Origin of the sequence: Aquamicrobium defluvii (assembly GCF_004363725.1) — a bacterium.
GTDB classification, from domain to species: domain Bacteria; phylum Pseudomonadota; class Alphaproteobacteria; order Rhizobiales; family Rhizobiaceae; genus Mesorhizobium; species Mesorhizobium defluvii.
Genome location: NZ_SNZF01000015.1, coordinates 91548 through 106402 on the forward strand (window position 1 = coordinate 91548; position 14855 = coordinate 106402).

The 14855-nt window shown below is 59.6% G+C and carries 15 protein-coding genes; 1 reads left to right on the forward strand and 14 read right to left on the reverse strand.

Annotated features, from left to right (window positions below; translation table 11 throughout):
* Positions 1–40: 40 nt before the first annotated feature.
* Complete coding sequence (locus tag DES43_RS12980) at positions 41–1714, reverse strand: hypothetical protein (RefSeq protein ID WP_133675473.1); 1674 nt, start codon at positions 1712–1714, stop codon at positions 41–43.
* Between the two features lie 59 nt (positions 1715–1773).
* Here DES43_RS12980 and DES43_RS12985 point away from each other — a divergent pair, with 59 nt between their 5' ends.
* Positions 1774–2052: a hypothetical protein gene (locus tag DES43_RS12985; protein ID WP_133675475.1), complete on the forward strand. Its 279-nt coding sequence runs from the start codon at positions 1774–1776 to the stop codon at positions 2050–2052.
* 65 nt (positions 2053–2117) lie between these two features.
* On the opposite strand, the gene DES43_RS12990 is transcribed toward DES43_RS12985, so the two are convergent.
* The 13 genes from DES43_RS12990 to DES43_RS13050 all read right to left on the reverse strand — a co-directional run bounded on the left by DES43_RS12990 (position 2118) and on the right by DES43_RS13050 (position 14716).
* Positions 2118–3152, reverse strand: a complete 1035-nt coding sequence (locus DES43_RS12990) for a hypothetical protein (protein ID WP_133675477.1) — start codon at positions 3150–3152, stop codon at positions 2118–2120.
* A complete protein-coding gene (locus DES43_RS12995) occupies positions 3152–3511 on the reverse strand; it encodes a hypothetical protein (RefSeq protein WP_133675479.1) in 360 nt (119 codons plus the stop codon). Before DES43_RS12995 ends, DES43_RS12990 begins: the two co-directional genes overlap by 1 nt.
* Entirely contained in the window at positions 3511–4344 is an 834-nt protein-coding gene (locus tag DES43_RS13000) for a hypothetical protein (RefSeq protein ID WP_133675481.1), read from the reverse strand. Before DES43_RS13000 ends, DES43_RS12995 begins: the two co-directional genes overlap by 1 nt.
* A gap of 2 nt (positions 4345–4346) precedes the next feature.
* The gene (locus tag DES43_RS13005) at positions 4347–4751 is read right to left on the reverse strand and encodes a hypothetical protein (protein ID WP_133675483.1); all 405 of its coding nucleotides are present in this window, start codon (positions 4749–4751) and stop codon (positions 4347–4349) included.
* Positions 4748–5119, reverse strand: a complete 372-nt coding sequence (locus DES43_RS13010; RefSeq protein WP_133675485.1) for a hypothetical protein — start codon at positions 5117–5119, stop codon at positions 4748–4750. The genes DES43_RS13005 and DES43_RS13010 overlap by 4 nt, the downstream gene beginning before the upstream one ends.
* Complete coding sequence (locus DES43_RS13015; RefSeq protein WP_133675487.1) at positions 5116–6561, reverse strand: hypothetical protein; 1446 nt, start codon at positions 6559–6561, stop codon at positions 5116–5118. Before DES43_RS13015 ends, DES43_RS13010 begins: the two co-directional genes overlap by 4 nt.
* On the reverse strand, positions 6558–7193 hold the full coding sequence (locus DES43_RS13020; protein WP_133675489.1) for a phage adaptor protein: 636 nt from the start codon (positions 7191–7193) through the stop codon (positions 6558–6560). Before DES43_RS13020 ends, DES43_RS13015 begins: the two co-directional genes overlap by 4 nt.
* Positions 7194–7249: 56 nt before the next feature.
* Positions 7250–8494 (reverse strand): P22 phage major capsid protein family protein, encoded by a 1245-nt coding sequence (locus tag DES43_RS13025; RefSeq protein WP_133675491.1) that lies wholly within the window; start codon positions 8492–8494, stop codon positions 7250–7252.
* A gap of 32 nt (positions 8495–8526) precedes the next feature.
* On the reverse strand, positions 8527–9408 hold the full coding sequence (locus tag DES43_RS13030; protein WP_133675493.1) for a hypothetical protein: 882 nt from the start codon (positions 9406–9408) through the stop codon (positions 8527–8529).
* 196 nt (positions 9409–9604) lie between these two features.
* Complete coding sequence (locus DES43_RS13035; RefSeq protein ID WP_133675495.1) at positions 9605–11107, reverse strand: sialate O-acetylesterase; 1503 nt, start codon at positions 11105–11107, stop codon at positions 9605–9607.
* Positions 11107–11346, reverse strand: a complete 240-nt coding sequence (locus DES43_RS13040) for a spike base protein, RCAP_Rcc01079 family (protein WP_133675497.1) — start codon at positions 11344–11346, stop codon at positions 11107–11109. Before DES43_RS13040 ends, DES43_RS13035 begins: the two co-directional genes overlap by 1 nt.
* Before the next feature lie 2 nt (positions 11347–11348).
* Positions 11349–13406 carry a portal protein gene (locus tag DES43_RS13045; RefSeq protein WP_133675499.1) on the reverse strand — a complete coding sequence of 686 codons (2058 nt, stop codon included), beginning with the start codon at positions 13404–13406 and terminating at the stop codon, positions 11349–11351.
* The gene (locus DES43_RS13050) at positions 13406–14716 is read right to left on the reverse strand and encodes a PBSX family phage terminase large subunit (protein ID WP_133675501.1); all 1311 of its coding nucleotides are present in this window, start codon (positions 14714–14716) and stop codon (positions 13406–13408) included. Before DES43_RS13050 ends, DES43_RS13045 begins: the two co-directional genes overlap by 1 nt.
* Positions 14717–14855 lie beyond the last annotated feature (139 nt).

The following is a 14855-nucleotide window of genomic DNA, read 5'->3' on the forward strand; positions in this document are numbered from 1 at the left end:
GGGAGAGCATTACGACTGGCGCAATATCCCGTTCGTCGCGTTATGGCTGTTCCTGATGGTCTGGCTGATTGTACCGTCTATTCCCTTGGTTGACGGCGATAGCGCTGAGAGCGCGCGCAAGTCCTTGGCGTTTCGCCTCGGAAAGAAGCTGAATCGCATTCTTCATCACCGGGGCCGGAACGCCGCCATTCGCGATTAGGTTGGTCAGTTCCGAGACAGACTTCCTCGCGATCATCTCTGCGGTTTTCTGAGCGCCATACCCGACAGCCGCCCCAGCCGCCTGCATGGGGATTGATGCGCCGCCAGTACCAAGAGCCAGCGCGCCGTGGATGCTGGAAAGCAATCGTCCGCGCGGGAACAAGCCGCCAACTGCATGTGCGGCTCTCTGGCCCATGGAATAGCCAGCCGCCGACCCGAGCGCCTTCATTTCGGCCTGCGTAAAGCCGCGCGTCTTTGCCTCGCTTTGAAGGACGCGCTTCAATTGTCCCATGGTTGTGCGGCCAACGTCTCCACTGACCTGCGCCGCCGCGTTCTGCTCGCCCCTCAGAATTGCCTTCTCGACCGTCTCCAGCTTCATAGCGCGATGCCAGTGCTTTTTCCCTTCATTGAAAGCCGCTGCTGCCGCCTTCGGGTTGCCGGTGGACATCAGAACGGAAGCCGGATCGGCTGCATTGATGAGTTCGTCAATGCGCTCGACAATCTTGCCGATGGCGGCATTGTTCGAGTTGTTTCCGGGAATATAGCCATTTTGCGCCATCCTGCGGACGGCATGCAGGTCCTTCATCGTAACATTGCCCTGCCCTATACGGCGCAGCGTGTTCAATGCCGCTACAGCGCCAGGCTCATTCTGAGGATGAAAGGCCAAGTCCCTCAGATCGTCTATGATATTCCGCTGTAGTTGGCCTACTGCCTCCCGGTTGAAAACGACGCCGGCCTTGTCGGCCCGATTGAAGGCTGCGCCTCCCGCCGCCTTGATTTCGGCAACGGTAGGCTGCGGCACCTTCGGATTGAATGCGCTTGCAACCTTGCTGACGCCAGCGCTGATCGCTTCACCGGCCAGATTGCCGAGGACGCCGCCTGCCGCGCCAATGGCTGTTCCTGTGCCAATGTCCTGATCGTTGCCAGCAGCCGTCAAGCCGCCGTAACCTGCACCTTCAGCGCCCATCAGGGCTGTTCTGGCTGCGAGGCCTTTTGCCCCGGTCATTCCTGCCGTGCCAAATCGGCCCGCCAGCGTGGCTCCCTTGCTCGCCGCCTTGAGGGGGACGGCAACCGCGCCGGCAATCTCTGCTCCCGTGGCGGCGCTGCCCGCCCGATTGCGGGCCTGTTGCGTCAAGGCGCGGGCATCTTTCAGTTCATCATCATACGACTGCCCCGTGAACAGCGAGCGCGCGCCCGCAACCGCCTTGTCGCCATATCCGAAGGTCGCGCCATTGGCGAACAATTGAAGGGTATCGCCAGCCGCCACAATCGGCTTCTGCCACCCGGGCAACTGGTCGTAGGACACTCGATCAGGGTTCCTGATGTCGATATCATCGGGCCTTTCCCCAAGTTCTCGCGTCATGGCCGACATATCGGATGCAGCCTGCGCATAGGCTTCGGATTGCGGCTGCTGACCTGCCATCATACGCTGATAGCCCTGCAATGCGCTTTGCTCGTCTGGCGCGTCTACCTCATAGACCGCGCCGTCAGAGCCTTGGATTTCAAACAGTGCCATGGCTCGACTCCGGGGCGGAAAGATTCAATGATGCTGGCGGGGATGCAAGGGAGGGGAAAATGGCATTCAACCTTTTCATCGCGTACGACTTGCTGCCGCCGGGGCAGAATTATGAAGCTGTCCACAACGCGATCAAAAGCCTCGGGCGTTGGCACCAGTTTCAATATTCATTCTGGTATGTGAGCACCCAGCACACTCCCGCAGAGGCTTACGCCATTGTCCTTGCTGTCATGGATAGCCGAGACAAGCTGGCCGTTATCAACGCCGAGAGCGGCATCGTGTCCAACTGGGATCACCCGCCCATCGATGCGATAAACGCCATCTGGTTCCAGCCATAGGCTTCCCACAAGAGTGCCAACGCGACGAGTTGCGCCAGAGTTCGGGTCGATTGCCGGAAAGGTCATTACTTTCTCCTTATTTTAACGCCGCCGCCCATGTCAGACCAGCCGCCCTGCGGTTGACCGCCTTGCGGTGCCGGTAGGGAGCCTTGCGAGGGGCTGCCCATCGACTGCAAGGCCAGCGCCTCGACGTCGCGCCGCTTCTGCGCAATGAAGGCGTCAAGGACTTCCTTCTTTTCCTTTGGCGTCTTGTTCGGGTCGCCCAAGGTGGCGCGCAACGCCTTCCCTTCCTCGACGGTGAACTGCGCCCCGAAAGTATCGCGAAGCAATGGCAATATCTGGTTATCTACCGTGGCGATGTATTTTGTTCTGGCTACGGCAGCATCGCGAGGCTCGTACCCAAGCTGGGTGCGGCCATAGTCATATAGCTGACCGGCGTTGGTATAGGTGGCCTCGTCGGCAAGCTTGTTAAGCTCCCCAATGGTCGCCTCAAGCCCCGGCAGCTTGCTCATCATGCTGCGGTAGGAAACCATCGCCTCGCCTTGGCCCTTGCCCACCGCTGCACCGCTACTGGCGCCGAGGGCCTTATCGTATGGAGAAACAGGCCGATACCCTTCCGGCGTCTGGGTCTGGACGGCTCGACCGTCTTTTGTGGGCTGCACGTAGATGAGATTGCCATTCTCATCCTGCATCAAATTCATGTTCAGCCCAGTCTCAGGCGGTGCATTCGGGTCACTCGGCGGGGATAGCCACGACTGATTGCGCGTGTCGAAAATCTGGCCACCAGCAACCTTGTACGGATCGGCCTGCTGCGCGTAGCGCTGCTTGGTGTACGTGCCCCACGCCTCGTTCACCGGCATGCCGGCCTCGACCATGGCGGCAAACTCCGGTGCATTCTGGCGGAAATATTCCAGCGTCTTGTTCTTGCCGGCCATCTGCGCCGACGCCTGCCCATAGGCACCGAAGGCGTTGCCGAAATTGGCCGCGTTGCCCTGATTGCCCATGAGAGCCGCCGCCATGGGCATGGCCACCTCGGGCGCAAGAAGCTGCTGGAGAAAGCCACCCCCCTGATTGCCGGGAGGTTGGGAGAACTGTGCCATTACGCACCTCCATTCCGCATCTGCCGCGACAGTTGTTGAAGCGTCTCGTAATTTGACTGCACGGTCGGCGTGAAGCCATGGGCGTTTGCCGTACCAGTGCCGCCAGACGACTTGTCGGAAGGCGCGACAGGCCCCGCATTCGGCCCATAATCAGGCAGCATCATCGGCTGATAATACTGGTTCATAAGGCTGAGCAGATCGGAAGGCTGCTGCCCGTAACCCATGGCAAGCTGCTGCGAAAGCGCGTCAAGCTGGCCGGGCATTGCTGCCGGTACTTCCGTCATCGGCCTGATAGCCGCGTTGGAAATGTCCTTAGGTTCCGGCTCGCTGGTGGTTTTCTTCTTGGATGAACCGCCCATCAGAGTTTACCTCCGCCACTGGTGCCCATGCTCATAGCCCCGAGGCCCGCACCGGCAATGTTTGAAAGAGTATTGCTTGGCCCCTGCGCCGTCTGCGTGTTGGTGCCGTATTGCCCGCCGCCGTTGGCAACGGCTAAAAGGCTCTGGATATTGGCGAGCGGCGCGTTCTGTGTTTCGTTCGCAATCCGAAGCTGGTCATTCAGCGTGCGCCCGTACAAATCTTCATACATGCCGCCGACGCCCATGAGCGTCTTTGCCGGGTCTTGCGCCGTTTCGTAGGCGCTGCTGAGGTTCTGCTGGCCCTGTTGGCCGGCATTGAATAGCTGCTGCTGGGCTGCGTCCTTGCGCGCCTGATACTGCTGGTACTGCCTTGCGCCGAGGTCGCCCAGTTCCTGCGTCATCACGCCGGTATGGGTGCCGGAACCATAGCGCCCCAACCCCGCCGCGTTCTGGTTGACGGCGTTCTGCGTCTTGTCGAGGACCTGCTGGAAGCCGGGGTCCTCATTGATGTTGAACTGGCCGGTCGCAGTGCTTCGGATGCCGTCAAGCGCCGTCTGCTGCTCCTGATTGTAGCCGCCGCTGTTGATGATGCCCTGAAGCTGGCCGGAGAGCCCCTGCCCGCCCATGTTGTTCTGCGCAATGTTCGTCAAGTCGCCCATGCCCTGCATCGTCTGCTCGGCGTAGGGAACGACCGTGGACATGGTGTTCGGCTGGACGAGATTGCCATCCTTGTAGAGCTTGAGCGCATCGCCCATGCCCTGATCCAGGAGCGGCTTTGAAGCCTTGTAGGGCTCCGCCGTGCTGGTCGATGTCTGCTTGCTGCTACCGCCCATGGTCAAATAGCCTCTTCATAAACAGCCCTCAGCACCTTGGCCTTGGGGAAAACCTTCTGCCAGCCAAGCCGGCCCTCGGACAGGAGCGCCGTCGCCCCGCACTGGATGGCCGTCTGGCGCACCTTCTCGTGCAGAGCGGGCATCCATTCGGACATGCCCTTGCCATACAGAGCCATGCACCTGAATTTCGGCCCACTGCCCCACAGTTCCGGCCTCCATGCCGTGGCCGCGACAATCTTCTGGTCGTCATGCACGACAAACAAAAACGCCTGCCCGCCCCGGCACATCTGCCAGAGTTCTCCGACCGTCAGATCGCCGCCGAAACGGTCGGAGGCACGCTGGAAGCCGTCCTTCACGTTCGGCCAGATATTATCAACCATATGCTGCGGAACGAGCGTCACGTTCATGCCTGCGCCCTCTGGCTGGCGAGCGCATGGATCACCGTTATGGTCACCACGCCGGCCTTCGCAGCCTGCGCCCTGATTTTGCGCGCCGAAACCTTGGTGTAGAGGACGATGGGCGCGTCGAGCGCGACCGTCACCGTATCGTTGGCCGGAACTTCGCGCTCGAAAATCGCATGATCGGAACCGTCATTCCACCAGACAGTTACCTTCTGCGCCGCGCTGTCCCGATTGACGATGATGATGCCGACCACTGTCGCCACGCCTCCTGACGTGTCCACCGGGAGCGACAGAACGTCATTGATCGCCGTGTCCGGCAAAAGCAGGGAAACAGGCTGCTGAACATTGCCGGGTACAGCGACAACGATGCTCATCGTCTGCCCTCCGGTCTCGCCACAGGATCAATGCCGATTGCGTGTTTCCAGTCGGTCCCCTGCGGTATCTCCATGCGGAACGCATGAAGCAGGGCGCTTGATCGGAAATGACAGACGCCAGTTGCGGGATAGGGCGGAACTGGCTGCCCTTCCGTCCGCGCGCCGCCGTGCTTGTCGCTTGTGATGGCGGTGAGAGTGAAATCGGGGCAATCGGCAACCGCCCTCGCCTGCTGCACGAAAGAACGGGAATTGGTGCTTAGCTGCACGTCTGCCGTGGTCAGTCTTGCCGCCCTCGGCTCTCCGGTGAAGAACCCGAGCCGATTGTCTGTCGTGAAGGCAGCAAAACGCAGCGCGCCGCCAGACAGAAGCGCGCTGTCCCATGGAATATCTGCGCTGTCCCAATCGGGGAAAAGCGCCTCTATGCCATCCCATGTAATGCCCGGCGTCGCCATGATGCACATTTCGGAGACGTTGTTATCGGCAAAGCACCAGCGGTCCAGTTGCCAGTGGTAGCCGAGCAAAAACTTTTCCCCGGTCACGCCCTGAGCCTGAAACCATGCGATTTTCCGGAACGGATCAGGATATCCCCTGACCTGATTGAGATACTGGCTGTCGGCCAGTTCCTGAAACCACATATCGACGCGCTCGGCCCCGATAGGCTGGCCGGCCACCCCCATGAAGAAACCGTCCTGCGCATAGTAGACAAAATTGCCCGGCCCGATGGGGACGACCGAGAGAGGCGCGAAGACTCCACGCGATGGATTGATGACCCGCGTCGTGAACGAGTAATCGCCGCCTGCGGTCAGCGCGATTTCGGTGAAGGCAGTCCGGTGCGACAGGATCGCGCCGCGCTCCCCGCCCTGAATATTCATGATTTCTTCGCCGTCTGCGAAGTCTTGCAGGTCACACCCACGCTGCCCGAGCGTCCAGAAACCGGCGTCCCCGATGCCAGAGAGCATGAAGCGGTTGGGATGGCCGGCAATGTACCCGAGCGCCAGGTACTCGCCTATCGTCGCGCAATAGCGCGCCCATGGCGGGCTGCCGGGCAGATCAGCAAATTCGGTGCCTACATCAACGTCCAGATACTGCGCTGGGCCTCCCAGATTGCACAGGATCAGCAACTGCCCGAATTTCGTAGCGCTCCACCGATCCCCGACAGGAACCGCATAAGGAGCGGATGGCCCCGAGATGACCGCCCACGAATAATCGATGGCGCTCATCTCGAAAATGTCTGTCGCCGTCGCGGCAATGATGCGATAGGTTCCATCCTGCTTGCGGACGGACCATGCTCCCAGACATGGAGCGTTGAGCGCCTGCGATACTGGGACAAGATCGGGGAGCGGCCCCCATCCATCCTTTACGGGTATCGCATTGATCTGCGCTGTCGATGCATCGATCGCATAGCGCGTCCGGTCCGGCTCGAATGGAGCGAACGGGATCATGCGAAATACCAGTCGTCATAGCGTCCGGCACTCTGCAAGGCCGGATCGACGGTCAGAACTCCGCGCTTTTTCTGCGCGATGGCGCTGCGAATGGAGGGAATGGTTTCGTCCAGAAGCGTCTTGAAGCTGGCCGCATACCCGCCGTCCTGCACGAACACGCCGCCCCACATGACGGACGCGGCCAAGTATACGTCAGGGTGCTCCATCAACAGCCAGTTCGTCGGGACCTGATCGGAGAGCGCGAATTTCTGCTTGTATCGAAGCCGGAACGGATATGCCTGATCGCATGGGCGATTGAAAACGATGTCCGAACCGTCAATCGACCATATCGAGGGCCTGCCGCTGCTGTCGGAAAAGGTGAAGGTTCCTGCGGCGCGGTCCAGCATCTGTGCCTCGCCACCAGCGAGAAGGATGAACAGGGCAATCGGCTCGACCATGGGAAGCGTCGAAATATTGATGCTCCGGGAGCCAACAGAGCCTGTAAGGGCGGCATCCACCTCAACCGGGTTTAGCTCGCGGTTGAGACGTGCCTCGGCCAGCGAAATGAAATCCGCCGCATTGCCAAGCACATCAGCGCGGGCCATCCAATCGCCAACGGCTTGCTGAAGCTGGGTGTAATTGGAAATCGCCATGCGTCACCCCAAGAAAGAAAAGGGGCCAGCCGGAGCCAGCCCCATTCCATCAGCCGTTACGGATTGGTGTTGCCGCTGAGGCGATGCGCCAGACGGGGGTCGATGGCCTGAACACCGTAGAGGATATCCAGACGGAACGAACTCACGTCATTGACGCCATCGTAGACCGGGATGACGCGCACATTGGTGCCCTTGTAAGAGCGCCGCGACACATCGACGGCGCCCGGAGGCGAGACGAGCGGCACGGACACCAGCGCGAACGCGTTCTTGTGGAACACAAGGTTCTGGCGATCCACGGCGCTTGCCGCCGACTTCCACGTCACCGCCTTGCCGTTCAGGTCGCTATCGGACGTGTCGATGTTCTTGAACGCGCCGGTCCAGATCATCGCAGGCCAGATTTTGACGTTGGCCGCACCAGCGGCAGCCGTAGCGTCCTCAAGAACGGTGAACTGCTTGAGGAAGCCGAGGCGGGCTTTGGTCACCGGGTTGACGGCGTAGACGCCGGTAATGGTGAACACATCGCCCTTCTTGACGGTGTTGGTGGTGCCGAGGCCGGCGAGGCTGATGGTCTGCTCCATCGAGTCCTTGACTGCATCGTAGGTGATCGTCGCGGAGGTGATCGCCGCGCCGATGGTTCCGTTGGTGCGGGTGCCCGCCGTGTGGACCGGGATGTTCTGCGACATGTACGTGTCCACGCCGCCGATTTCGCCCAGCGAGCCCTTGCGATAGGCACCCTTGGCCGCGTCCTGAATGTAGAGCGCGGTCTGAGACCCGAGCAGGCCCCAATGATCGGCAGGGGCAAGCACCGCCGAACGGCCATCGGTCGGGTTCGCATATTCGTCCATGCGCTCGGGGGCGACGGCGAAATCCGCGAACGAACCGATCTTCTTGCCCGAAGTCCCCACCCAAGACGGAACCTTGTAGTACAGTTCCATGATGGAGCGATCCACCTCGTTCGCAAGCTGCACCATGGCGGGCTTGATGACGCGTTCGGAAAGCTCGCTGATCTTCAGGGTCAGGTCCTGAGACGAGAACTTGAAGTCCACGCCACGGCGCTGATTGACCGTGATCGTGGTCTTGCCTTCCGTCACGTCCTGCGCACTCATGACGGGAGTATTGCGGACGGTGAAGTCGGTCGGGCGACGGATGGAGATGGTTTCGCCCACCTCATAGCCGTTCACCTTCTTGGAGAACTCGTTTTCGTAACCGCGAAATACCTGCTTCGCCATCACGAGGTTGTTGTCGAGGATCATCAGCGCCTCTTTGGCGATGATGTCCGCAGTCAAAACGGTCTGTGCCATTGCCTATGTCCTTTGCTGGCAACGAATGAGGTCTAGCCCCTGCCCGCCTGTCTGGCCGCGGCGTACTCTTCCATGCTCATTTCGGAGAGAGACTTGCTGGCTGCCGGCGTCGAGCGACCGCCCACAGCCTTCGACGGCTGAGTTGGGGCGGCTTGCTTCTTCGGGTTCGGGGCTGGTTTCGAGAGGGCTTCGTGACCGATCCGGGCGAGATAAAGCATCTCGTAGACCAGCGGGTTCATCAGGTTCTGCATCTGCTCTCTGGTCACACCCTTGGAGAGCGCAAAATCGATGACCTGCTTGTCGGTATCCGGGGTCCAGCCCTTGAGATTGGCTTTCACATGCTCGTGCGTTTCCTGCATGCGCTTGGCAATTTCTTGCTGCACAGCGGCAGTACGGGAGCTTTCGTGCTGTTGGACAACGCCCTCCAACTGGGCTTTCTGCGCACGCAGATGCTGAGCGTAGTTCCACGCCTCATCCGCCTGCAATGGATCGGTCATGCGGGCCTGCTGGTATGCAGACCAGTCGAACCCCTCAAACCGCTCCAGTTCTTTCGCAACCATGCGAAGATCGGCGCGCGCATCGAGATATTCCTCACTCGCAGCGAATTGCTGGTCGAGACGCGCGGCGCGCTCTTCCAGTTCCTTGCGGGTGTTGGCAACCTCCTGCGTCTTGCGCGTATAATCAGCCTGCATCATCAGGCCATCTTTCAGGCCCTTGGGGGCCTTTACCTTCTTCCCATTCCAGTCGAACTCTTCAAAGTCGTCTTCCGGGTCGGGTTCGGGCTGGTCCTCCTCATCGACTTCCTGCTCATCGCCGGCTTCATCGATGTTGATTGGCTCATCAGCCTCCATTTCCGTTTCGATTGCAGGGATTTCCTGTTCTACTTCGGCAATGGCTTCCTGTTCGCCGTCCATGTGCGCACTTCCTTTCAAGCTGGATTGGTGCTGTGGTGCGCCGTTACGTGGCGCGGTCGATTGCGGTCAGGCCGCTAATTCCTCGGGAGCAATGCGACGGAGGCTGTTATCTTCCGCCGCCTCATCGAAATGCCCGCTGGCCTGCCCTGCCGGGCGAACATCGACAATGAGACCAGCCAGCACAGGCGCGATGCAACTACAAGGAATCGAAATATCGCCGCCCCATCTCAGTGATGCCATCTGCGTCGAAATGCACACCGTCGCCCTTATCGAGCAAGACAGTGGGGCTTTCGGAATCTACATAGGCGCAATTACTGTTCCGCGAGCCGACATTAGCCAGTACGTCTTGGAATGCACGGTATCCGGGCTGGCTGTTGACGTAGCTTTGAACCATGCCGCCCCACAGGAATTTTGCTCCTGATGTAGCCGAGGCATCGGTTCGCATGTTGGATATGAATGCATCCACGTCTGCCTCAAACGAGCCGTTCGCCGCGAGAGCGTCGTTTTCACCGATCTGCATCAGGACGGCACGGATATTGGCATTGGGGTAAGCAGCGACCAGAGCATTAACTCGGTCCCTCATGCGATTGTAACCATTACCGCCCTGTCGCCAGTATCCCGTTGAGAAGCTTGTTCCACCATCGGCGCAAGGAACAAAAACGAGCTTGCGCCCCGGATTAGCCGCGACATAAGCTTCCGCAAAAGACACATCCGGTCCAAACTGACCGGCTACAGGCCCCACATGGGCAAGCGGATTTGTGGGAAGTTCTATAGATGAGCCCGTCCACTGATAGACGTTATTGGGATGCACAGGCGAGCCAACGGCGCGCGCAATCATGTTCGACTGACCACCCAAAACCACTACGTCAAAAACTGCGTTCGACGGGAGCGTATGCTTGTGGGTGAGATAGTTATGCACCGTCTGAATGGTTCCATCAGATTGATAGCCCTGACAGATCAATATCTCGGCAATCTTTCCATTAAAAATATTGCCAAGCGAAGTACGCCTAAGCCCTCCGATAGTGAATTGGTTAAGCGCAGAGATAGCAACCCCACCCGGCTCGCGGTCAGCGACCTTTATTCCATTCTCCCATATGGAAATGCTATCAGGGCCATAGCGAGCGCTCATGACCCTTATATTGCCGACAGTCCACGTGGGGCCTGTGACAATTACGCTGCCGCCCGGATTGTACGTTTTCACCACTGCGCTGGATGAACGTCCAAACCACGAAAATCTATTGTCGACGGCATTGTTTCCCGCCCCGAATAAAGCGACAATCGCCGCAGACGAGATATCTTGGAACGCGACATGTTCAGTGTATGCCGGGCCTCGATATACGTCCTCCGCAAGGCTATCAGCGATCAGATGTGTGTTGGCTATTAATCCGCTATAATTTCGCCCATTCCGAAGCCCTGATCCTAAACCGATGGGACTTCTGATCGGTGCCAGAGAAATATCGTTTTGTGTGGCGTGATGCCCCCTGCCCGACTTATCCAGCATCAGGCCGACCGGGTCGCCATCCGCTGTAACAGGCACCGTACCCGCCGCATCCTGAAACAGCGTCGTCAGGTCGCTCGGGTCGTACCATGCGCCTTGCTCGCCGTTGGCGAAGAAGATGGAGGGGTCGAAGGGAATGCCGCTCCCACCAGCCCGCGAATACCGCGTGAGGCCGAGCGACATGGGCGGCATGAAGAACATCAGTAGGTCAGCCCGACAATGCCAGTCGCGGTGGACGCGGCCATGACCTTGACCGCAAACACCGGCAGGATTGATCCATCCGGCACGTTCGCAAATGTGACCGGGTTGCCGTTTCGGGTTTCGATCACCACATCGCCACCGGTGCCGACATAGAGCGCAACTGCATTGATGATGGTGCTGTCGCTCGGCGTCACCGCGAAGGCATCGCCTGCGGAGTTAGCCTGGATAGGTGCTGCCATGATTACTGCTCCGGGAAGCGTTGGGTCTGGATGACGGGACGAGAAGCGACCGCGGCGGCGTTCAGTTCCGCCTTGTAGCGTTCAAGCTCCTGTTCCGACGCGAGCTTGGCGAGGGCGATTTCCTTTTCCGCCGCGATCTTGGCTGCCGCGATCTGCTTGTCGGCCTCAATCTTCGCCATGGAGTCGGACTGGTCCTGCTTCAGCTTCTGGTTTTCTTCCGAAAGCTGTTGCAGTTTCTGCTTGCCTTCCTCGATCTGCTGCTGGACCTGAGGCGGCACCTGTCCGCTGGTCATCTGGTCCAGTTTCTCGGCAATCTTGTCGGCCCCCGGCCAGTCGAGGTTTTTCGCCAGTTCCGGCCCGATAATCGGAGCGGCAGCCGGGAATGCGCGGATCATCTCCGTCATCTGGGAGGCCGCCTCTTCCCGCTGAGTGGTGAAGCTCGGGCCTGTCGAAACGGTCAGATCGTACTTGCCGGTGGTCAGATCGTGCAGAGCCATGATCGGCTTCATGAGCGGGTTTCCGCCCTCGTCCTGCATCGGCTGGCCGTCCGGCCCCATGACGGGCTGCTGCATCGGCTGGCCGGTTTTCGGGTCCTGCACCTGATAGGGCGCGTTGATCTGCTTCCTGTCCTCGCTGCCGTCCTCGCCAATCACCCGAATGATACGCTCAGCGCTGTAAACGTGCGGGATCAGATCAATCAGGATGCGCCCGGTATGGCGGATGGCGCGGGCAAGGTTGTCCGTGAAATGGAATGTGGAAATGTCGCCTTCCCGCTGGCGGGCCAGAATAGCCCTTCCGCTGGTTTCGTTGGACCGCGCCCCGAGCGATGCATCGTACATGCCGACAATGGCCTTCATGTCGTCGGACGCGTTAAGGGCTTCCTGCAAGGCTCCTGCGGCAGAGCCAGTATCGAGCGGCTGACGCTGCGGCGGCTGCTGCCCATCGTACTCAAGGAACGCATGGCTGCGCGTGTTCGCCGTCTGCCAGCGCTCTATGTCGCTGTCAAAAGCACCCTTCGGCCCGATGAACGGAACGCGCGGGGCGAGGGCAACAAGTTCCGTGGCTGCCGAGCGCCAATAGTTGAACGTGCGCTGCGCATCCTTGGCATTATGGATCAGGGAGCGGAAAAACCGCTTGCCCTGCACATCGAACTCGTCGCCATAGACCGGCACAATCGGGATATATCGACCGGCCCAATCGTTCTTTTCCAGAACCTCAGCGCCGGTCATGATGTATTGCGTGACCTTGATGGCCTTGGTCACACGCTCCTGTTTGTGCTCAAGGAACTGCTGGACGGCGGCAAAATCCTCGTCTTTTTCGATCTGGTCTTTGCTGTAGACCTGAAACGAGCCGTCGCGAATGTCCTGAAACAGGATGATGGTGCGGTCCACCTCGTCCCGCTTCCACCACTCGGCCACCATGACCTCGTTTTCGGAGCGCCATGGCTCGGCAACCGTGGACCATGCATCATCGTCCCAATCGACCGTAGCGGCATTGCCGTACTGCGCCTTGAACTGCGCCTTGGTCAGCCGATCCACGACAAATGCCGTGTTCCAGTCGCTACTATCGGCTTCCGTGGAATATGGATCGCCGTAGATCGAAAACGGGTTGATGACGCGCTTGATCATGATGTCCATGTCAAACGTGTCGTCAAAGGCGTAGTCGAGGCCGACGCGCCAGTAGCCGAAGCCGCCCGTCACAGCGCACTCGACGCCGGTGTCATATGCAACGTCTGCCGAAGACGTGTATTCGATATTGCGGATCAGGCCGTTGATGACCTCGGCAGTCTCGGGATCCGCGCCGCTATCGACCGGATGGACCTTGATCGACGGCTTATTCATCCGCGCATCGTTGACAACCTGCCGAATGAATGCAGGCAGCTTGTTGATGGTGAGGCTCGGACGCCCGTCCCGCTCCCGCTGGGAAAGGATGTTTGGAGGCCACTGCTCATTCAGGCGCGCAAAGCGAATGTCATCAATCGCGGTCGCGCGGTTGTGATCGGCAGCGTCGGCAGCCTCGGTAAAGGCGTCCTTGGCTTCTTTCAGAATGTCATCAGCCATCAGCCCATCCACCCGCCAGCGCCGTAGTTCACGACAGGTCGCGGTTTCTTCGTCACAGGTTCTTCGTAGGCGACGCACATGAGGCCGAAGGAGTCGGCACCGTGGCTCGACCAATCATGTTCCGGCCCAAGACCGATGTTGCGGTCATCCTGTGAGCGTTTTTCGTGATACCAGCCAAGTGCATCGCGGCCGGCTTCTGTTGTGTCAGCATTGAACCAGATCGACGGGAACAGTCGGCGCGCCGCCTCAATGCGCATCTTGGCAGCGCCCTTGCCCTGATTGGGAACGACCGTCACATGATAGCCAGCATCACGCAGCGCGCTCTCGTAGGACACATCGAACACGCGGTCCTGCGTAGAGCCGTCATGAGGCAACCAGAACTGGCACCTGTCTGGCGTGTAGCCCTTGCCTCTCATCCAGTTGAGATGCGTTGCGATGGGCTGGCCCTGCGCCTCGTAATAGTCGAGAACGCGGATTTCCTTCCCGATGAACTGGACAATCCAGATTGTGAACGAGTCGGCCTTGGCCCCGGTCCCGCCAATGTCCACAAAGGCGCGAAGGGTCATGAGCGGATCGGCGGCGACCTTTCCTATCCGGCCTTCCGCCTTCGCCGCTGAAAGCGCCTGTGCGAAATAAGCGCCCTCGACCACCGTCACAAAACCGCCTTCCCACACATGGTCATACTGGTCAGGCCGGCGCACGAAATCCTCCTGCCGCTCCTTTTCCAGAACTTCAGGAAACCACGGGTTGTCCGAATAATTGATCTCTACGATCTTTGCGCCGGAAGGCGGGCTTTCGCGGAAGCGCTTGTGTGTCGCGCTGTTCTTGCGTTCCGGGTTCCATGTGACCCAGATTTCAGAACCATGTTCGCGTACGGTCGGAACGATCTTGATCCACGCCGTTTCGCTAACCGGTTCTGCTTCATCGACCCATAGAACGTGGATTTGAGACTTGGACTTGATGCTGTCGAGGTTGTGCCGCAAGCCGATGAAGGCGAAGGAGATACGACCATCCAGCGTGCGAATGTATTTCTCGCCAACATCGTAATTCGCCGCCAGCCACGGTTCGGAAGCAATCGCCGCCTTGACCTCAGCCATGGAGCTTTCATCGAGCGAGTTCATGAACTCTCGCCCGCAGACGATGACGCCCGATTTGCCTTCCTGGCTTAGCTGGTAACCGCGAACCGCCGCCATCTTGGCGAATGTCCGCGTCTTTCCCGATCCTCTGCCGCCATATGCACCGCGATACCGCGCCGGTCCTGAAAAGACCGGGATGAGCTTTGGCGGAAGCTCAATGCGTGCTGTCGTCATGCCCCGGCGCGACAATCTCAATGCGGGTTGGCGTCATGCTGCCGTCGCTCGACTTGTGGTCGATCTCGGATTTGTCGCGCCACTTGTCGGGCTGTCTGTTCTTAAGCCAGTTCATTGCGGCGGAAGGGTCTGGCGCTAC

Excerpts from the sequence above, each read along its gene's own strand:
- DES43_RS12990 (WP_133675477.1), bottom strand. The coding sequence starts at position 3,152 with ATGGCACAGTTCTCCCAACCTCCCGGCAATCAGGGGGGTGGCTTTCTC.
- DES43_RS13025 (WP_133675491.1), bottom strand. The coding sequence starts at position 8,494 with ATGGCACAGACCGTTTTGACTGCGGACATCATCGCCAAAGAGGCGCTG.
- DES43_RS13050 (WP_133675501.1), bottom strand. The coding sequence starts at position 14,716 with ATGACGACAGCACGCATTGAGCTTCCGCCAAAGCTCATCCCGGTCTTT.
- DES43_RS13035 (WP_133675495.1), bottom strand. The coding sequence starts at position 11,107 with ATGTTCTTCATGCCGCCCATGTCGCTCGGCCTCACGCGGTATTCGCGG.
- DES43_RS12995 (WP_133675479.1), bottom strand. The coding sequence starts at position 3,511 with ATGGGCGGTTCATCCAAGAAGAAAACCACCAGCGAGCCGGAACCTAAG.
- DES43_RS13040 (WP_133675497.1), bottom strand. The coding sequence starts at position 11,346 with ATGGCAGCACCTATCCAGGCTAACTCCGCAGGCGATGCCTTCGCGGTG.
- DES43_RS13005 (WP_133675483.1), bottom strand. The coding sequence starts at position 4,751 with ATGAACGTGACGCTCGTTCCGCAGCATATGGTTGATAATATCTGGCCG.
- DES43_RS12985 (WP_133675475.1), top strand. The coding sequence starts at position 1,774 with ATGGCATTCAACCTTTTCATCGCGTACGACTTGCTGCCGCCGGGGCAG.
- DES43_RS13045 (WP_133675499.1), bottom strand. The coding sequence starts at position 13,406 with ATGGCTGATGACATTCTGAAAGAAGCCAAGGACGCCTTTACCGAGGCT.
- DES43_RS13030 (WP_133675493.1), bottom strand. The coding sequence starts at position 9,408 with ATGGACGGCGAACAGGAAGCCATTGCCGAAGTAGAACAGGAAATCCCT.
- DES43_RS13015 (WP_133675487.1), bottom strand. The coding sequence starts at position 6,561 with ATGATCCCGTTCGCTCCATTCGAGCCGGACCGGACGCGCTATGCGATC.
- DES43_RS13010 (WP_133675485.1), bottom strand. The coding sequence starts at position 5,119 with ATGAGCATCGTTGTCGCTGTACCCGGCAATGTTCAGCAGCCTGTTTCC.
- DES43_RS12980 (WP_133675473.1), bottom strand. The coding sequence starts at position 1,714 with ATGGCACTGTTTGAAATCCAAGGCTCTGACGGCGCGGTCTATGAGGTA.
- DES43_RS13020 (WP_133675489.1), bottom strand. The coding sequence starts at position 7,193 with ATGGCGATTTCCAATTACACCCAGCTTCAGCAAGCCGTTGGCGATTGG.
- DES43_RS13000 (WP_133675481.1), bottom strand. The coding sequence starts at position 4,344 with ATGGGCGGTAGCAGCAAGCAGACATCGACCAGCACGGCGGAGCCCTAC.